Origin of the sequence: Rhizobium mongolense USDA 1844 (assembly GCF_000419765.1) — a bacterium.
Taxonomy (GTDB): Bacteria; Pseudomonadota; Alphaproteobacteria; order Rhizobiales; family Rhizobiaceae; genus Rhizobium; species Rhizobium mongolense.
Genome location: NZ_ATTQ01000002.1, coordinates 302,377 through 319,303, shown reverse-complemented (window position 1 = coordinate 319,303; position 16,927 = coordinate 302,377). Strand labels below are relative to the sequence as shown.

Genomic DNA, 16,927 nt, shown 5'->3' with positions numbered 1-16,927 from the left:
GGTTGAAATTCTTTGCTAGGGCACGACCATGATTGAAAACAAGAAGAAGCCTAACCCGATCGACATACACGTTGGCAGCCGCATTCGGCTTCGCCGTACAATGCTTGGTATGAGCCAGGAGAAGCTAGGCGAGAGCCTCGGCATTACCTTCCAGCAGATCCAGAAATATGAAAAGGGCACGAACCGCGTCGGTGCGAGCCGCCTGCAGAACATCTCGAGTATTCTCAACGTCCCGGTTTCCTTTTTCTTCGAGGACGCCCCGGGCGATCACACCGGCGGATTGACCGGCATGGCAGAAGCGTCGAGCTCAAATTATGTCGTTGATTTCCTCTCTTCCTCGGAGGGACTTCAGCTCAACCGGGCGTTCGTGAAGATTTCCGACCCGAAGGTTCGCCGCAAGGTCGTGGAGCTTGTGAAGGCACTGGCCGCCGAGGCCGACACGGACTGAACGCTTTGATGCCTCCAGTTTTTTTAAAGGTGGTCGAAAGGCCACCTTTTTTGCGTTTTAAGGGCAAGTTTTATTATTTTGTGGTAGATATAAAGATATATTTATGTCCTTCTGTGCTTGTTTTTCGAACGTGAAATGAGTACCAACTAACGGCTTTTGTTCTTTGAGGGGAATCCCGAAATGCGCGCGAATTATCTTTTCACCAGTGAGTCAGTCGCCGAAGGTCACCCGGACAAGGTGTGTGACCGCATCTCGGACGAGATCGTGGATCTGGTCTATCGTGAAGCGGCCAAGACCGGCGTCAACCCCTGGGGCGTGCGCATTGCCTGTGAAACCCTGGCAACGACGAACCGCGTCGTGATCGCCGGTGAAGTCCGTCTGCCGCCAAGCCTGATGAAGAAGGGCAAGGACGGCAAGGACGTCATCAACCCGTCGAAATTCAAGGCTGCCGCCCGCCGCGCTATCAAGGACATCGGCTACGAGCAGGAAGGCTTCCACTGGAAGAAGGCGAAGATCGACGTGTTGCTGCACTCGCAGTCTGCCGATATCGCTCAGGGCGTCGACAACGCCGCCGACCAGCAAGGTGACGAAGGCGCCGGCGACCAGGGCATCATGTTCGGCTACGCCTGCAAGGAAACGCCGGACCTCATGCCGGCGCCGATCTACTATTCCCACAAGATCCTGCAGCTGCTTGCCGCAGCCCGCAAGAAGGGCGACGGCGATGTCGCCAAGCTCGGTCCGGACGCCAAGAGCCAGGTGACCGTGCGCTACATCGACGGCAAGCCGGCCGAGGTGACCTCGATCGTTTTGTCGACCCAGCATCTCGATGAGAGCTGGGATTCCAAAAAGGTTCGCGATGTCGTCGAGCCCTACATCCGCGAAGCGCTGGGCGATCTGCCGATCGCCAAGGATTGCAACTGGTACATCAACCCCACCGGCAAGTTCGTCATCGGCGGTCCGGACGGCGATGCTGGTCTCACCGGCCGCAAGATCATCGTCGATACCTACGGCGGTGCCGCTCCGCACGGCGGCGGTGCGTTTTCCGGCAAGGACACGACCAAGGTCGACCGCTCGGCGGCCTATGCTGCCCGCTATCTTGCGAAGAACGTCGTTGCCGCAGGCCTCGCCGACCGCTGCACGATCCAGCTTTCCTATGCGATCGGCGTTGCTCAGCCGCTGTCGATCTATGTCGACCTGCACGGCACCGGCAAGGGCGTGACGGAAGACCAAGTCGAGGCGGCGATCCGCAAGAACATGGATCTGTCGCCGACCGGCATCCGCCGTCACCTCGACCTCAACAAGCCGATCTACGCCAAGACCTCGGCCTACGGCCACTTCGGCCGGAAGGCTGGCCGTGACGGTTCCTTCTCTTGGGAGCGCACCGACCTCGTCAAGGCGCTGAAGGAAGCCGTGAAGCTCCGGGAAGCAGCATGACGGATATGGAGCGTCGGGGGCGCGCGACCGAGGCATTCTTCGGTCGCCGCAAGGGGAAGGCTCTCCGCGAACATCAGGCGGAAAGACTGAACACCCTGCTCCCGGCATTCCTCATCGACCTTTCGGCGGCTCCACCAGAGCCGCTGAAAAACCTCTTTCCGGTTCCGGCTGAACGGCTGCGCCTGGAAATCGGCTTCGGCGGCGGCGAACATCTGATCCACCGTGCGCTGGAAATGCCCTCGACCGGCTTCATCGGCGTCGAACCCTTCATCAATTCCATGCAGAAACTGCTGGCAAGCATCGAGACGAAGGGTGCAAAGAATATCCGCGTCTATGACGACGATGCAACGCAGCTGCTCGACTGGTTACCAAACGGCTGCCTGGATCACATTGATCTGCTCTATCCAGATCCCTGGCCGAAACGGAAGCATTGGAAACGGCGTTTCGTTTCCAAGACCAATCTCGACCGTTTCCATCGCGTGCTGAAGCCGGGCGGGTTCTTCTGCTTCGCCTCGGACATCGATACCTACGTGAATTGGACGCTGCTGAAGTGCCGCGATCACGGCGGCTTCGACTGGCTTGCGGAAAACGCTGCCGACTGGCTGACGCCCTATGAGGGCTGGCCGAGCACACGCTACGAGGCCAAGGCCCGGCGCGAGGGCAGATCCTCCGCCTATCTGACATTCAAAAGGGTCTAAGCCTGCATCTTTAGTGCAGGCTGACCGTCTTCAATTCGTCTTCAGCCGCCTTGAAGAAGGTGCTGGAGCGATTGTCCGTGAGCAGGATCGGCGTTCCGTCTGCGCCGAAGAGAGCCCAAAGGTCCACGCTCGGATCGATATCCGGTGCTTCGGGGAAGCACTTCGAAACCTCGTCGTTGCGCATTTTGCGGATATAGGCGACCTCGCCGTTGCCGATACCGGCAAGTTCGGACTTGGTCAGGTGAGAATTCGCTTCTTTCATCAACATTCCTGTACCTCCGGGAGAAGGGACCAACAGCCGAATGGGCCGTTGTCCTACTGTGAGACCGAAATGTTAATTTTCTTCACCATGCGCGCCGGTTCCGGACGAACGAGATCGACGGCAAGCAATCCGTTCTTGAGGCTGGCGCCCAGAACCTGCATGCCGTCTGCCAACACGAAGGTTCGCTGGAACTGGCGCGCAGCAATGCCGCGATAGAGATATTCATGTTCGCCATGCTCGACCTGGCGGCCGCGGATCAACAATTGATTCTCTTCCGTCGTCACGTCCAGCTCATCTTCGCTGAACCCGGCGACGGCGACCGTGATGCGCAGGCGCTCAGGCGCTCCTTGGCCGGGGGCGATACGTTCGATATTGTAGGGTGGGTAACCGTCGCTTGCCTTGGAAATGCGTTCAAGCGTCTTTTCCATGGCGTCGAAGCCCAGAAGCAGCGGGCTGGCGAAAGGTGTCATGCGGCTCATCTTTCAAAGTCCTTGATGCAAGCGACCTTCCCGGACCTAAGCGCAGCATCCGGACGCCGTTAATATGGGAAGTCTGTGCGTTTCGCGCAAGACATATGCGGCGCATCGCAGTCACATGAATTTAAGACGGTTGGACTGAGGCCGTTGCTTGACAAAGAGCATGGCGGCTCGCATCACATCGTCGACGCAGCGGCTGCGCCGATCTGCGACGGAAAAATAAACGAATGGTGCCTGCCACGACCACGTGCACCTTGAGACGGAGCAACGCAATGGCGAACCCCAGAAAGATCATCATCGACACCGACCCCGGCCAGGACGATGCAGCGGCCATCATGCTTGCCTTCGGCAGTCCCGAAGAGCTGGAGGTGCTCGGCATCACGACCGTCGCAGGCAATGTGCCGCTCTCCTACACGAGCCGCAACGCGCGCATCGTCTGCGAGCTCTGCGGACGGACCGGCACGAAGGTTTTCGCAGGCGCCGACGCGCCAATCGCGCGCAAGCTGGTCACCGCCGAGCACGTGCACGGAAAGACCGGCCTCGATGGACCGGAGCTCGATGAGCCGACCATGCCTGTGCAGGCACAGCACGCGGTCGACTTCATCATCGAGACGCTTCGCCGTGAGCCGGAAGGCACGGTGACGCTCTGTACGCTGGGACCGCTCACCAATATCGGCATGGCCTTTCAAAAGGCGCCAGACATCATTCCGCGCATCCGTGAACTGGTGATGATGGGAGGCGGCTTCTTCGAGGGCGGCAACATAACGCCCGCCGCCGAATTCAACATTTATGTCGATCCGGAAGCAGCCGACATCGTCTTTCGTTCCGGCATAGCGATCGTGATGATGCCGCTCGACGTGACACATCAGTTGCTGACACGGAAGGATCGCGTGAAGCGCATGGCCGATCTCGGCACGGCACCGGCCAAAGCAATGGTCGAAATGCTGGAATTCTTCGAGCGCTTCGATGTCGAGAAGTATGGCTCGGACGGTGGGCCTCTGCACGATCCGGCGGTCGTCGCCTTCCTACTGAAGCCTGAGCTCTTCAAGGGCCGTGACTGCAATGTCGAGATCGAGGTGAAGTCGGAGCTGACCGTGGGCATGACGGTGGTCGACTGGTGGCATGTGACCGACCGCAAGCGCAATGCCAAGGTGATGCGCTATGTGGATGCGGACGGCTTCTTCGATCTGCTGATCGAGCGCTTCGCCCGCATCTGATTTTCAGACTGATTATGAAAGGCGCCTGACAAGAAGATCAGGCGTCCTTTTCGGTGAACGCCGTGTTGAGGTCTGCATCCGCTGCCTTCGGGCCGCCTTTGGCCACGCCGACCATTGCAGGACGAAGAACACGCTCGCCGATCGTGAAGCCTGCCTGAACGACCTGGACGACCGTGTTATTCGCCACTTCGGCATTGGGAACCTCGAACATCGCCTGGTGGAAGTTCGGATCGAACTTCTGGCCGATCGGATCCAACTTGCGGACGCCGTGGCGCTCTAGCGCTGAGAGCATGGAGCGCTCCGTCATCTCCACACCTTCGATCAAAGTGTTGAGGCCCGTCTCGCCCGCTTCCTTCGCCTCGGCCGGGATGGCATCGAGCGCGCGGCGCAGATTGTCCGAAACGGCAAGCATATCGCGCGCAAAGCCCGCGACTGAGTAGGATTTCGCATCCTTCACGTCGCGCTCCGTGCGGCGGCGCAGATTGTCCATTTCGGCGGCAAGGCGCAGGTAGCGGTCGCGCAGCTCGGCATTTTCAGCCTTGAGCACTTCAAGCGGATCCGGCTGGCGCGGCGCTTCCACGGTGGTTTCGTTCTCGACGTTTGCGGCAACGTCGTCTGCGGCTTCAGCCGCGGCAGCGTCAGATCCGTTTTTCGTCGTTTCGTCAGTCATGACGGTCTCCGGTAGTGGGTTCTCTTGGGATGGGCCCGATATCGAGCTTTGACCGCAAAAAATCAAGTCTGCGTGACAAAGAAGAAAACATTCCGGGTTTTTTACAGCGTGCCGCGCGCAAGCCGGGAAATCAGCTGGGCGGTGTAATCCACCATCGGCACGATGCGTGAATAATTGAGCCGCGTCGGCCCGATGACGCCGACGGCGCCGACAATGCGGTCGTCATCGTCGCGATAGGGCGCAACAATCAGCGAGGAGCCGGAAAGCGAAAAGAGCTTGTTCTCAGAGCCGATGAAGATGCGCACGCCCGGACCGGTTTCGGCAAGGTTCAAGAGCTCGATCAGGCTGTCCTTCTTTTCGAGATCGTCGAAGAGCATGCGCAGACGATCGAGGTCCTCCGCGCCCGCCAGGCCCTCGAGCAGATTGGATCGTCCCCGAATAATAAGCTGCGGCGGCTTGCCTTCATCCGCATCGCCAGACCACACCGCGATACCGCGCTCGACGAGATCCCGGGACAATGCGTCGAGCTCGTGGCGGACGTTCTCCTTTAAGCGACTGAGCTGCTTGCGCAATTCCGGCAATGTCTGGCCGGACATATGGGCATTGAGGAAGTTCGCGGCCTCCGTCAGCTGCGACGACGTAACGCCTGCCGGCAATTCGATAATGCGGTTTTCGACCTGATCGTGATCGCCGACCAGCACTGCCAACGCCTTGGTGGGCTCCAGGCGGATGAATTCGACATGCTTGAGAACCGGATCGCTCTTTGAGGTGATGACGAGCCCTGCGCCGCGCGAAATGCCGGACAGCATCCGGCTTGCCTCGTTCATCATCGATTCAACCGGATTGTCGCGGCTTTCGGGGCGAACCTGGCGGTCGATATTCGCACGGTCCTCGGCGGAAAGGTCGCCGACCTGCATGAAGGCATCGACGAAGAAGCGAAGGCCGCCCTGCGTCGGCAGGCGTCCGGCGCTGACATGCGGCGAGTAGATCAGGCCCAGCTCTTCCAGGTCGCTCATCACGTTGCGCACCGACGCGGGCGACAGCGACATGGGCAGAATGCGGGAGAGATTGCGCGAGCCGAGCGGCTCGCCACTTTCCAGATAGCCTTCAACGATGCGGCGGAAAATTTCCTTGGAGCGTTCATCCAGCGCAGCAACGGCATCCGAAACCGACGTCGACCTGAACCCCATGAACTTCCTTCGACCTGCGCTGCTGATGACGATCCGTAAAATATAGCCGTTCTCGCCCTCGTAGCAAAAGGGAATTTGCAAATGGCTGCGGCCAATCGTAGAAGCGGTCGACACCATTCAAGCATGCATGATGTTTTGCGAGAACCGCTTCACGGTTTTCGGCATCGTGCTTCAGGAGATCACAATGCGGCCCTCAGGCAGAAAAACCGACCAGATGCGCAAAGTCACTTTCGAGCGCAATTTTTCAAAGCATGCGGAAGGTTCCTGCCTCGTCAAATTCGGCGATACGCATGTGCTCTGTACCGCAAGCCTGGAAGACAAGACGCCACCGTGGCTGCGCAACACTGGAAAGGGCTGGGTCACGGCCGAATACGGCATGCTGCCGCGGGCAACCGGCGAGCGCATGAAACGCGAGGCCGCAGCCGGCAAGCAGGGCGGGCGCACACAGGAAATCCAGCGCCTGATCGGCCGCTCTCTTCGGGCCGTCGTCGATCTCAAGGAACTCGGCGAGCGCCAGATCACGCTCGACTGCGACGTCATTCAGGCTGACGGCGGTACGCGCACGGCCTCCATAACGGGCGCCTGGATTGCGCTCTACGACTGCCTGAAGTGGATGGAAACCCGCAACATGATCAAGGTCGAGCGCGTGCTCAAGGATCATGTCGCTGCGATTTCCTGCGGCATCTTCGCCAGCCAGCCGGTGATCGACCTCGATTATCTTGAAGATTCCTCCGCCGAAACCGATGCGAATTTCGTCATGACGGGCGCGGGCGGCATCGTTGAAATTCAGGGGACCGCCGAAGGCACGCCGTTCACGGACGGGGAATTTGCCGCGCTGATGACACTGGCGAAAACCGGCATCGTGGAGCTCGTCGACATGCAGAAACAGGCCATCGCCGGATGACTGCCCTGCTGGAAGGCATGCTGGAGACCGCGCTTTATGCGAAGGATCTCGACAAGGCCGAGGCTTTCTACGAAGGCGTGCTCGGCCTTGCCAAGATCACGCGCGCCGCAAACCGGCATGTATTCTTCCGCTGCGGGCAAGGCGTGCTGTTGATCTTCAACCCCGATGAAACGATGAAACCGCCAGCGGCCGACGCCCTGCAGGTGCCGCCCCACGGCACGAAAGGTCAGGGCCACGCATGTTTCCGGGTGTCTGGTAAGAACATCGATGCCATGGCGGTGAAGCTCAAAGCCGCGGGCATCGAAATCGAATCCGAAGTCCACTGGCCGAACGGCGGCCGCTCGATCTATTTCCGCGATCCCGCGGGAAACAGCCTCGAATGCGCCGAAGCCAGAATCTGGGGCATTGAATAGGACCGACCATGCGTACCCTTGAAACCAAGACGATCGTCGTCGCCAGCCACAACGCCGGCAAGATCCGCGAGATCCAGGATCTGATTGGACCGCTCGGCTTTACCGCCAAATCGGCAGCGGACCTCAACTTCATCGAGCCTGACGAAACTGGCACAACCTTCGAGGAAAACGCGACGATCAAGGCCCTCGCCTCTGCCAAAGCAGCAGGAATGCCGGCGCTTTCCGACGATTCTGGACTGGTGATCGATGCGCTGGGTGGCGATCCGGGCGTCTATACGGCCAACTGGGCCGAGACTGCAGACGGCACGCGCGACTTTGCGATGGGGATGGAAAAGGTGCAGCAGGCGCTGGAGAAAGCCGGAGCCAGCAAGCCGGAGCAACGGCGCGCGCGCTTCGTCAGCGTGCTCTGCCTCGCCTGGCCAGACGGGCATACGGAGCTTTTCCGCGGCGAGGTGGAAGGTAGGGTCGTCTGGCCGCCGCGCGGCACCCAGGGTTTCGGTTACGATCCGGTCTTCCAACCGGAGGGTTACGACATCACCTTCGGCGAGATGAGTGCCGAGGAAAAGCACGGCTGGAACATTGGCAAGCCGCAGGCCCTGTCGCATCGGGCGCGCGCGTTCAAACGCTTTGTCGAAACCTGCCTGGAAGCGTAAGGTCGGTTCGTGGAGATTCTCGATACGCCAAGCTTGACGCGCGATGCGATGCTTCTGCCCGATACCGGCGAGCCCGGTTTCGGCGTCTATGTGCATTGGCCCTTCTGCGCGGCGAAGTGCCCCTATTGCGACTTCAACAGCCATGTCCGTCATCAGCCGGTCGACCAGGAGCGGTTCACCGCCGCGTTCCTGAAGGAGATGGCTGCCGTTCGCCGGATGAGTGGACCGAAGACGGTGACGAGCATCTTCCTTGGCGGCGGCACGCCGTCGCTCATGCACCCAGCAACGGTTTCGGCCATTCTCGACGGTATCTCCAAGCACTGGCATGTGCCGAACGGCATCGAGATCACGATGGAGGCCAATCCTTCGAGCGTGGAGGCCGAGCGCTTCCGCGGCTATCGCGCCGCAGGTGTCAATCGCGTGTCGCTCGGCGTTCAGGCACTGAACGACCGGGATCTGAAATTCCTCGGCCGCCTGCATGACGTCACCGATGCATTGAAGGCCATCAAGCTGGCGCGCGACATCTTCCCGCGCATGTCTTTCGACCTGATCTATGCCCGTCCCGACCAGACCGTCGAAGAATGGGAAAAGGAGTTGAAGGAAGCGATCTCATACGCGGTCGATCACCTCTCGCTCTACCAGCTGACGATCGAGGAGGGCACGCCTTTCTACGGCCTGCACAAGGCCGGCAAACTGATCGTGCCGGATGGGGACCAATCGGCGATCCTCTACGAGGCGACTCAGGAGATCATGGCGCGCGAGGGCATGCCGGCCTATGAGGTTTCCAACCATGCGCGGCCCGGCGCCGAGAGCCGCCATAACCTCACCTACTGGCGCTACGGCGACTATGCCGGGATCGGCCCCGGCGCACATGGCCGCCTGACGCGCGGGCCTGAGAAGATCGCAACGGCGACCGAGCGCAAGCCCGAGACCTGGCTCGAGCTTGTCGAGCGCGACGGGCATGGCATTCTGGAGCAGGAACGGCTCGGCTATGACGAGCAGGCGGACGAATTGCTGCTCATGGGGCTGCGGCTGACAGAAGGCGTCGATCTTGCCCGCTGGCAGCAGCTTTCCGGCCGGGATCCGGATCCGAAGCGCGAAGAATTCCTGCTGGAGCACGGCTTCATCGAGCGGATCGGCAATTCGCGCCTTCGCTGCACGCCGTCGGGCATGCTGATCCTCGATTCGGTGGTCGCCGATCTCGCCTGCTGAGCCTCAGGCTGCCCGCCTTTTGCCAAGCGACATCAACCGCCCGTCGATCGCCGCAAGGCCGACCGCGATCGTCGCCATGCCGATCAGATGTTTTGCCTGCAGCTGCTCGCCCAGGATGATCGTACCCAACAGAATGGCGCTGACAGGAATGAGGAAGGTCACCAGCGCCAGGTTCGTCGCACCCGCCGTTGCGAGAACCCGGAAGAAAAGCACATAGGCGATGGCGGTCGAAAGCAGTGCGAGGCCGAGCAGCGCCAGCCAGGTTTCGATACCAGGAGCGGGCAACGCCCATGGACGGTCGGCAATCAGCGCGACCGGCAGCATCAGGATGGTGGAGGCCGTGACCTGGCCTGCGGCCGGCAGCAGCGGCGGCATGCTCATCGCCCGGAAGCGGCGGCCCCAGATGCCGGCGAAGGAATAGGAGATCGCAGCACCAAGGACCGCGAGCTGCGCCAGCACATTCGAGCCGAGATCGTGAAGCACATCGAAGCCGATCATATAAGCCACGCCAGCAAAGCCGATGAGCACGCCGATCAGGCGATGACCGCTCATCTTCTCGTCGGTGGTCAGGATATGGGCAACAACGACGGTAAAGAGCGGCGTCGTGGCATTCAGGATCGAGGCAAGGCCGCTTGCAATGTGAGTCTGTCCCCAGACGATGAGGCAGAAAGGGATCATATTGTTCAGCACACCCATGCCGAAGAAGGCGACCCAGCTCTTGCCGTCGCGCGGCATCTTATGACCCATGAGCCGCACGATGATATTGAGCGCGAGCGCCGCCAGCAGCACGCGGCCCGTGACGATCGTAAACGGCGGCAGTGCCTTGACGAGAATGCCGTTGAAGAGGAAGGAGCCGCCCCAAAGGAGGGACAGGACCAAAAGCATACTCCATTCGGCCAGGCCCATTTGTTTCTGCATGTCTTTCTCCCTTCATTGTTCGCGGGCTTACGATACGGCGGATGACTTCGCCACCCGTTTCTTGCGCACCAGTTACTGCCGACTACGATTTTTGCTCGATGAATGTCGCTTCACGATTCTGTTTAGTGATCGCTTTCATTCTGATATTATTTCTGTAATCCCACTTCGGCAAACGAGTCTTTTTCGGCGTATGCTTTAGCTGAACTAAAACATGAGCGAATTTCTGCCCTCCCTTTCGGCCCTACGGGCTTTCGAAGCTGCGGCGCGGCATCTCAGCATGACGCTGGCCGCCAAGGAGCTGCATGTGACGCCGGGCGCCGTCAGCCTGCAGATCCGCGATCTGGAAGCCGCACTCGGCGTACGGCTTTTTGAGCGGAAAACGCGGGCGCTCGCCCTCACAGTCGAGGGCGCGGATTACTTCGCCACCCTGCAGACCGCCTTCCGGCTGATGAGAGAGGCGACTGCTGCGATTGCGGCGCGGGCACGCGGCTCTGTGCTGAACGTCACCTGCACGGCAGGCTTTGCGACCTATTGGCTGGTTCCGCGGCTCGGGCGTTTCGAGGAGATCCATCCGGAGATCGACGTGCGCATCAGTGCCTCGCATCGTGTGCTCGACTTTCGACGCGACGGCATCGATCTAGCCATCCGGCACGGGCTCGGCGGCTATGACGGCCTTGTCAGCGAGCGGCTAGTGGATGATGAGCTGGTGCCGGTCTGCATTCCACGGCTGGCGGCCCAGCTTGGAGACCACCCCTCGCCAGACACGCTCGCCGGCTTCCAGTTGATCCATGATGTTTACCGGCACGACTGGAAGCTCTGGCTGGAGGCAGCAGGGGCGACGAAGGTGGACGCCTCGCGCGGCCCAATCTTCATGCATGGCAATGGCGCCTACGAAGCTATGAAGGCTGGCCTCGGTTTTGCACTGATGCGGCGGTCATTTCTGGAGAAGGAACTCGCCGAAGGCTCCGTGGTCGCCCCCATCCCGCTTGGCGTTGCGAGCCGCCTCGCCTTTCATCTCGTCTATCCGGGCGCTGCACTCGAACGCCCGGCCGTCGCGGCCTTCCGACGTTGGCTGCTTTCGGAAGCGAAGAGCTGACGATCCTCCCGGTCGCTTCGCTATCCCAAGAAAGTTGAGAGATTGACTCATAAAAAGGGTTTTCATCCGGCTTCTTGTTGACTATTACACTCATGAATTATGAAGTAAACCGCCAAGAGTTGTAAGCTGATGAAAATACACGTTTTTGCCAGATCGCTGCGGGCATCCGCATTGACGGGCGCCGCCATGGCCCATCTTCTCCTTCCCGCCGCTGCGCAGGACACGGCCGCCGAAAACAAACCGGATGATGGCGCGACAGTGCTGCAGGAGATCGTCGTCAGGGGCGGCAGCGGCGGTGTCATCCAGGCGGACGGCTATGTCGGCAAGAGCAGCGCGACAGGCGCAAAGACAGACACGCCTTTCATCGAAACGCCGCAGTCGATCTCGTCCGTGACGGAACAGCAACTCAAGGACCGCAATCCCCAAACGCTGCTCGACACGCTCGCCTACACGCCTGGCACGCGCGTGGGTGCCTATGGTTTCGATCCACGCTTCGACAGCTTCGCGGTGCGCGGCTTCGACGTCACCTATACAGGTGTTTTTCGCGACAACCTGCGCCAGCCCGGCGCCGGCTCTTCGCTCTTCAAGACCGAACCCTACGGCCTTGAAGGTGTTTCGATCCTGCGCGGCCCCTCGTCGGCCCTCTATGGCGCCTCCGGCGCCGGCGGTCTCTACAACCTGATCACCAAGCGCCCGACGGAAGACCCCTATCATGAACTCCAGTTGCAATACGGCACGGAGCAGCGCTACCAGGGCCAATTTGATTTCTCCGGCCCTGTCAACGACCACGATCCCTTCTATTATCGCCTCACTGGCCTCTATCGTGACGCCAATACCGAGCAGATCAGCGTTCCGGACGACCGCGTCTATATCGCGCCGGCTTTCACATGGAAGCCGGACGAGGACACGAAGCTTACCATCCTCGGCGAATATTCGCGCACGAAGACGGGTGGCACGGCCGCTTACTACAACGACCCGGTCACCGGCGAAGTAACGGATTATTTCGCGGGTAACCCTGCATTCAACGATTCTGTTCAGAACCAGGGCCGCATCGGCTATGAGTTCGAACACAGGCTCAACGACACCTTCGTCTTTCGCCAGAATGCTCGCTTTTCGACATTGAACATCGACACCGATTGGGCCTTTGCCTACGCACCAAATGCGGTCGATCCAACCCTTTTGGATCGCAGCGCCGGCACGTTTGACGAACGCCTGACGGCCTTTGTTATCGACAACCAGCTCGAGGCGAAATTCGATACGGGCGATGTCGACCATACGCTGCTTGCCGGGCTCGACTTGACCCGGCTTCGTTGGCGTTCGCTCGACGGCCGCGGCGTCTCGCCGCCGCTTGATACCAACAATCCGAACGCAGGCGCTTCAGTCCCGCACATCGACTTCCAGACCCGCACCGTCCAGGACCAGTGGCAGGCCGGCACCTACCTGCAGGACCAGATGCGCTATGACGCCTGGCTGCTGACGCTCGGCGGGCGCTACGACTGGGTTTGGACCGATACGGAAAATACCGATCTCGTTGCAGACACCGTGGACACCATCTCTCAGAAGGACAAGGAATTTTCCGGCCGGATCGGTCTGAGCTACGAGACCGACTTCGGCCTCGTGCCCTATATCAGCTACTCGACCGCCTTTGCACCGAATGCCGGTATCAACAGGGAGACCAACGCCCCCTTCAAACCGACCGAGAGTGAACAGGAAGAGATTGGCGTCAAATACCTATTGGCGGAAAGCAATACGATGCTTTCTGCCGCCCTATTCAATATCGATCAGAAAAACAGTCTTTATTACGAGGTTGTGAACCTGCCGAGCGGCCCAGAAAACATTCAGGTCCAGCGTGGCAAGATTCGTTCCCGTGGCCTCGAGATCGAGGCGAACACAAGCCTCGACAACGGCCTGTCGCTGGTCGCGTCCTATACCTATACGGACGCCAAGATCCTCGAAGGCCCGACGGGCACTGTCGGCAACTATGTTTCCTCCGTGCCGAAGCATATGGCATCGCTCTGGGCCAACTACAAATTCCAGGAAAGCAGCCCAGTTTATGGAATGGGCTTCGGCTTCGGCGCCCGCTACATCGGCAAGAGCTACGGCAATGACGAAAACACGAGGGAAAACAGCGCCCGCGTGCTTTTCGATGCAGCAGTCAGCTACGACTTTGCTGCACTCGACAAGAAGTACGACGGTCTAAGCCTGCAGGTGAACGCCGCCAATTTATTCGACCGCCGCGAACCCGTCTGCTCGGCAGGCTTCTGCTACCGCGACCAGGGCCGCTCGGTGATCGGCACCCTGCGCTACGCTTGGTAGGCCGATGGCAAGCACGTCGCATCGAAACATGACAACGGAGGACGGTCCGCTTGGCCTATCGCCCGCCTTTTCCGGCGAGCATGCCTGGTGCCGGGACAAGATGATGATGAGCAAGGAACTTACCGGCGGCGTGCCATTGCCTGCTTTTTTCCGGGACGGAGGCTTTCAGCGCGCGATTGATCGCTATGCGGAAATATCCGGCGGCAGCGACCGGCGCGCCGTCGTTTCGATGTGGTCGCTCTATTATTTTTCCGGGCTTTCAATCCCCTACTTGCTTGCCCGGCGCCTGGGCGGCCAGGCGCTTCCGGTCGGATTCGAAGAGATGACGATCGCATTGGAGGATAACGGCCTGCCGCGCGCCTTCGGCGTTCCGCATGCCGGCACGATCGAAACAGAGGTCGAGACCGAGAGTTTCACGGCCGTAGGTCCCCTGCTTGAAACCCACCTTGGCGAGGCCGTCATGCGGCTGAAGACCTGCGGCATCTCGGCGAAGCTGTGCTGGAACAACGCTGCCGTCTATGTCGACTATGCATTGCGGCTGACTGGAGGAGAGCCATCAGGCGGCCCCGACCTTCAGCTCTTTGTGCGCGGCTACTTGCCGGATGGCGGCGTAAACCCGTTTTGCGGCTGCGTCAGCTATCTGGATGAAGAGGGTGAGCAGGTCGCACGGCGCAAGGTCTGCTGCCTTCGATATATGCTTCCCGGAATTCCAAGCTGCGGCAAGCTCTGCGCATTGCCAAGCCAGAGGAACCCGCAATGACCGAGCTTCTCATGACACGGCGAAATCTGCTCGCCGTGGCTTCCGTCGTTCTTTGTGCTCCGTATGTTGCAAAAGCGCAATCTGCGTGGCCGCTCACCATCACGGATGCGATCGGCCGCAAGGTGACGATCAGGAAAAAGCCGGAAGCCGTAGTCCTTGGGACAGGATTCAACCTTGTCGCGCTGTCGCTGATCCATCCCGATCCCGTCAGCCTGCTCGCCGGCTGGGCAAACGACATGAAGGGGGACAATCCCTTTATCTATGAGGCCTTCCGAAAGAAATTTCCTGCAATCGAGAACGTGCCTTTCGTCGGCAACGGCCGGGCGGATGGGCTGTCCTTCGAGGCGGCGCTCTCGCTCAATGCCGACCTTGCGATCATGGCCATGTGGCAGGCCGACAGCGAACTCGGCCAGCGCGCGATACAGTATCTCGACACCGTCGGCGTGCCGGTCGTTGTTGTCGATTTCAATCGCGACCCGCTGAAGGCCACGCCGCGCGACATGCGCCTTCTCGGCCGGATTTTCGAGCGGAATGAGCAAGCCGAAGATTTTGCGAGGTTCTTCGAGACGCGGCTTGATCGCATCAAAGCCAAGGCGGCGATGGACAGTGGCCCTCTCGTACTGATGGATGCCTTTCCAAGCGATGTCCGCGGAAGCTGGGCAATCGGCCGCACCGGGCTTGGTGAACTGATAACGCTTTCAGGCGGCCGCAACGCCGCCGACAAGAACCTTCCACCCCAGGGCGGACCGGTGACTGCGGAATATATCCTCGCAGCCGATCCAGATGTCTACATTGCGACCGGATCGCCCGGCGGCACCTATACGGCCTTTTCCATCGGTCCCGGCGTCGATCCATCAGAAGCCCAGCGCTCGCTCGGTGAAACGGTGAAGATGCCAAATCTTGCACCGCTGAAGGCGATTCGCGAAGGCAAAGCGCACGGTATGTGGAATTTCTTCAATGCCGTGCCGCTGAACATTCTGGCAGCCGAAGCGGTGGCGACCTGGGTCAGGCCCGAACTTTTCGACGACGTCGATCCGGCAAGCAGTCTTGCCGAGATCAACGAGCGTTTTGCCGCGGTGCCCTTCGAAGGCGCCTATTGGACGAGCCTCAGGGCCTAATGGCGACTTGAGGCGCTCGCCTTGAACAGGCTCCCGGTTGGCGTCTGCAGGAACACATCGAGCGGGATGTGCTCCTGATGCAGGAAGCCCGTTGCCGGCAGCAGGCCGTCGCGGACCATTTCGATGACGGCGACGACGGATGCCGAGGTCGTCCAGGCGATCGCCGTGCGGCGCGCGCCGGCAATCTCGATCGGATGATAAGCGCGCACGAACTCCTTGCGGCGGAGGCTTCCTGCTTGCGTGCCTTCGGCCGCCACATGGACATAGACCACGTCGTCGTCGACGGGCGGCTTGGCATTGGTCAGGATTTCGCCGGCCAGCTGTCGCTGCTCCCGCAGCAGCAGCTCATGGAAGAAGAAATTCATCAGGTCCATATGGCCCGGATAGCGCATCGTCTTGTAGTCGAGATTGTCGACCTTGCCGTGCAGCGTATCGCACATCGTGCCGAGCCCGCCCGACGTGGTGAAGGCTTCAAGCTTGACGCCCTCGACATAGATCGTTTCATGCCATTCCATCGGCGAGACGAACTTGCGCACACCGCCTTCGATGACCTCGCAATCGTTCAGATATTCGTTGACGACGCCTTCCGGCGACCAGTTGAAGGCATAGCCCAACAAGCCCGTCGGGTTCTGCGGCAAAGCACCGACACGCATGCGGATCGAGCGGCAGCGGTCGAACCCATCGGCAAGGCTTGCACCAACGATGCCGACGAAGCCCGGCGCCAGGCCGCATTGCGGCGCCATCAGGCCACGCGACGTCTTCGAGAGTTCGATGATCAAATTGGTGGTCGGAACGTCTTCCGTCAGGTCGAAATAATGGATGCCTGCCACGTGGGCAGCCCGCGCAAGCTCGATATTGAGATGGTATGGCAGGCAGGAGAGCACTGCTTCCGCACCGGCTAGCAGCTCGGTCACAAAGGCCGAGTTGGAAACATCGCCGACGCGGCATGTGAACGGCACTTCGGCCTGCGGCAATTGCGCATCGACGCCCGTCACTTCGAAGCCGCCCTCATGCAAAAGCGTTGCCGCAAGCCGTCCGACCTTACCCAGTCCGAGAACGGCAATCCTCTTAAAACTCATGTTTACCCTCCCATGCGCCGTCGAAGCCGCGGCGCTCACTTCGTGAGGCTGTATGGAAAAAAC

At 60.2% G+C, this 16,927-nt stretch carries 18 protein-coding genes; 12 read left to right on the top strand and 6 right to left on the bottom strand.

The annotated features are described in order from the left end of the window. Positions 1-28 precede the first annotated feature (28 nt). The 3 genes from A3C3_RS0104720 (at position 29) to trmB (ending at position 2,580) form a co-directional block, all read left to right on the top strand. Entirely contained in the window at positions 29-448 is a 420-nt protein-coding gene (locus A3C3_RS0104720) for a helix-turn-helix domain-containing protein (protein ID WP_022713467.1), read from the top strand. 180 nt (positions 449-628) lie between these two features. Then, the gene (gene metK, locus A3C3_RS0104715) at positions 629-1,882 is read left to right on the top strand and encodes a methionine adenosyltransferase (RefSeq protein ID WP_022713466.1); all 1,254 of its coding nucleotides are present in this window, start codon (positions 629-631) and stop codon (positions 1,880-1,882) included. Next, positions 1,879-2,580: a tRNA (guanine(46)-N(7))-methyltransferase TrmB gene (trmB, locus tag A3C3_RS0104710; protein ID WP_022713465.1), complete on the top strand. Its 702-nt coding sequence runs from the start codon at positions 1,879-1,881 to the stop codon at positions 2,578-2,580. Before metK ends, trmB begins: the two co-directional genes overlap by 4 nt. Before the next feature lie 10 nt (positions 2,581-2,590). Here trmB and A3C3_RS0104705 read toward each other — a convergent pair whose 3' ends face one another. Further along, a complete protein-coding gene (locus A3C3_RS0104705) occupies positions 2,591-2,848 on the bottom strand; it encodes a BQ00720 family protein (RefSeq protein WP_022713464.1) in 258 nt (85 codons plus the stop codon). Positions 2,849-2,895: 47 nt separating this feature from the next. After that, positions 2,896-3,321 carry an Hsp20 family protein gene (locus tag A3C3_RS0104700; RefSeq protein ID WP_022713463.1) on the bottom strand — a complete coding sequence of 142 codons (426 nt, stop codon included), beginning with the start codon at positions 3,319-3,321 and terminating at the stop codon, positions 2,896-2,898. Between the two features lie 269 nt (positions 3,322-3,590). Between A3C3_RS0104700 and A3C3_RS0104695 the strand changes: the two genes are divergently transcribed. Continuing rightward, complete coding sequence (locus A3C3_RS0104695) at positions 3,591-4,535, top strand: nucleoside hydrolase (protein WP_022713462.1); 945 nt, start codon at positions 3,591-3,593, stop codon at positions 4,533-4,535. A gap of 37 nt (positions 4,536-4,572) precedes the next feature. Here A3C3_RS0104695 and grpE read toward each other — a convergent pair whose 3' ends face one another. Both grpE and hrcA read right to left on the bottom strand, forming a co-directional pair. Then, positions 4,573-5,205 carry a nucleotide exchange factor GrpE gene (gene grpE / locus A3C3_RS0104690; RefSeq protein WP_022713461.1) on the bottom strand — a complete coding sequence of 211 codons (633 nt, stop codon included), beginning with the start codon at positions 5,203-5,205 and terminating at the stop codon, positions 4,573-4,575. A 101-nt stretch (positions 5,206-5,306) separates the two neighbouring features. Then, the gene (hrcA, locus tag A3C3_RS0104685; RefSeq protein WP_028739409.1) at positions 5,307-6,395 is read right to left on the bottom strand and encodes a heat-inducible transcriptional repressor HrcA; all 1,089 of its coding nucleotides are present in this window, start codon (positions 6,393-6,395) and stop codon (positions 5,307-5,309) included. 184 nt (positions 6,396-6,579) lie between these two features. Here hrcA and rph point away from each other — a divergent pair, with 184 nt between their 5' ends. Genes rph through hemW form a run of 4 tightly spaced genes read left to right on the top strand, consistent with a single transcriptional unit; the run spans position 6,580 to position 9,577 of the window. Beyond that, entirely contained in the window at positions 6,580-7,299 is a 720-nt protein-coding gene (gene rph / locus A3C3_RS0104680) for a ribonuclease PH (protein WP_028739408.1), read from the top strand. Then, positions 7,296-7,712 (top strand): VOC family protein, encoded by a 417-nt coding sequence (locus tag A3C3_RS0104675; protein WP_022713458.1) that lies wholly within the window; start codon positions 7,296-7,298, stop codon positions 7,710-7,712. Before rph ends, A3C3_RS0104675 begins: the two co-directional genes overlap by 4 nt. A gap of 8 nt (positions 7,713-7,720) precedes the next feature. After that, positions 7,721-8,365, top strand: coding sequence for an RdgB/HAM1 family non-canonical purine NTP pyrophosphatase (gene rdgB / locus A3C3_RS0104670; RefSeq protein WP_022713457.1), 645 nt, complete (start codon positions 7,721-7,723; stop codon positions 8,363-8,365). 48 nt (positions 8,366-8,413) lie between these two features. Continuing rightward, positions 8,414-9,577, top strand: coding sequence for a radical SAM family heme chaperone HemW (hemW, locus tag A3C3_RS0104665; RefSeq protein ID WP_210309244.1), 1,164 nt, complete (start codon positions 8,414-8,416; stop codon positions 9,575-9,577). A gap of 3 nt (positions 9,578-9,580) precedes the next feature. Here hemW and A3C3_RS0104660 read toward each other — a convergent pair whose 3' ends face one another. After that, complete coding sequence (locus A3C3_RS0104660; protein WP_022713455.1) at positions 9,581-10,495, bottom strand: DMT family transporter; 915 nt, start codon at positions 10,493-10,495, stop codon at positions 9,581-9,583. Between the two features lie 211 nt (positions 10,496-10,706). Between A3C3_RS0104660 and gcvA the strand changes: the two genes are divergently transcribed. The 4 genes from gcvA (at position 10,707) to A3C3_RS0104640 (ending at position 15,785) form a co-directional block, all read left to right on the top strand. Then, a complete protein-coding gene (gene gcvA, locus A3C3_RS0104655; protein ID WP_022713454.1) occupies positions 10,707-11,591 on the top strand; it encodes a transcriptional regulator GcvA in 885 nt (294 codons plus the stop codon). Between the two features lie 129 nt (positions 11,592-11,720). After that, complete coding sequence (locus tag A3C3_RS0104650; protein WP_022713453.1) at positions 11,721-13,907, top strand: TonB-dependent siderophore receptor; 2,187 nt, start codon at positions 11,721-11,723, stop codon at positions 13,905-13,907. Between the two features lie 28 nt (positions 13,908-13,935). Next, complete coding sequence (gene fhuF / locus A3C3_RS0104645) at positions 13,936-14,667, top strand: siderophore-iron reductase FhuF (RefSeq protein WP_028739406.1); 732 nt, start codon at positions 13,936-13,938, stop codon at positions 14,665-14,667. Then, positions 14,664-15,785, top strand: coding sequence for an ABC transporter substrate-binding protein (locus A3C3_RS0104640; protein WP_022713451.1), 1,122 nt, complete (start codon positions 14,664-14,666; stop codon positions 15,783-15,785). Before fhuF ends, A3C3_RS0104640 begins: the two co-directional genes overlap by 4 nt. Here the strand turns inward: A3C3_RS0104640 and A3C3_RS0104635 are convergent. Continuing rightward, positions 15,782-16,864: a saccharopine dehydrogenase family protein gene (locus A3C3_RS0104635; RefSeq protein ID WP_022713450.1), complete on the bottom strand. Its 1,083-nt coding sequence runs from the start codon at positions 16,862-16,864 to the stop codon at positions 15,782-15,784. The two genes, A3C3_RS0104640 and A3C3_RS0104635, sit on opposite strands and share 4 nt — an antisense overlap. Positions 16,865-16,927: the final 63 nt, after the last annotated feature.

Excerpts from the sequence above, each read along its gene's own strand:
- A3C3_RS0104720 (WP_022713467.1), top strand. The coding sequence starts at position 29 with ATGATTGAAAACAAGAAGAAGCCTAACCCGATCGACATACACGTTGGC.
- metK (WP_022713466.1), top strand. The coding sequence starts at position 629 with ATGCGCGCGAATTATCTTTTCACCAGTGAGTCAGTCGCCGAAGGTCAC.
- trmB (WP_022713465.1), top strand. The coding sequence starts at position 1,879 with ATGACGGATATGGAGCGTCGGGGGCGCGCGACCGAGGCATTCTTCGGT.
- A3C3_RS0104705 (WP_022713464.1), bottom strand. The coding sequence starts at position 2,848 with ATGTTGATGAAAGAAGCGAATTCTCACCTGACCAAGTCCGAACTTGCC.
- A3C3_RS0104700 (WP_022713463.1), bottom strand. The coding sequence starts at position 3,321 with ATGAGCCGCATGACACCTTTCGCCAGCCCGCTGCTTCTGGGCTTCGAC.
- A3C3_RS0104695 (WP_022713462.1), top strand. The coding sequence starts at position 3,591 with ATGGCGAACCCCAGAAAGATCATCATCGACACCGACCCCGGCCAGGAC.
- grpE (WP_022713461.1), bottom strand. The coding sequence starts at position 5,205 with ATGACTGACGAAACGACGAAAAACGGATCTGACGCTGCCGCGGCTGAA.
- hrcA (WP_028739409.1), bottom strand. The coding sequence starts at position 6,395 with ATGGGGTTCAGGTCGACGTCGGTTTCGGATGCCGTTGCTGCGCTGGAT.
- rph (WP_028739408.1), top strand. The coding sequence starts at position 6,580 with ATGCGGCCCTCAGGCAGAAAAACCGACCAGATGCGCAAAGTCACTTTC.
- A3C3_RS0104675 (WP_022713458.1), top strand. The coding sequence starts at position 7,296 with ATGACTGCCCTGCTGGAAGGCATGCTGGAGACCGCGCTTTATGCGAAG.
- rdgB (WP_022713457.1), top strand. The coding sequence starts at position 7,721 with ATGCGTACCCTTGAAACCAAGACGATCGTCGTCGCCAGCCACAACGCC.
- hemW (WP_210309244.1), top strand. The coding sequence starts at position 8,414 with ATGCTTCTGCCCGATACCGGCGAGCCCGGTTTCGGCGTCTATGTGCAT.
- A3C3_RS0104660 (WP_022713455.1), bottom strand. The coding sequence starts at position 10,495 with ATGCAGAAACAAATGGGCCTGGCCGAATGGAGTATGCTTTTGGTCCTG.
- gcvA (WP_022713454.1), top strand. The coding sequence starts at position 10,707 with ATGAGCGAATTTCTGCCCTCCCTTTCGGCCCTACGGGCTTTCGAAGCT.
- A3C3_RS0104650 (WP_022713453.1), top strand. The coding sequence starts at position 11,721 with ATGAAAATACACGTTTTTGCCAGATCGCTGCGGGCATCCGCATTGACG.
- fhuF (WP_028739406.1), top strand. The coding sequence starts at position 13,936 with ATGACAACGGAGGACGGTCCGCTTGGCCTATCGCCCGCCTTTTCCGGC.
- A3C3_RS0104640 (WP_022713451.1), top strand. The coding sequence starts at position 14,664 with ATGACCGAGCTTCTCATGACACGGCGAAATCTGCTCGCCGTGGCTTCC.
- A3C3_RS0104635 (WP_022713450.1), bottom strand. The coding sequence starts at position 16,864 with ATGAGTTTTAAGAGGATTGCCGTTCTCGGACTGGGTAAGGTCGGACGG.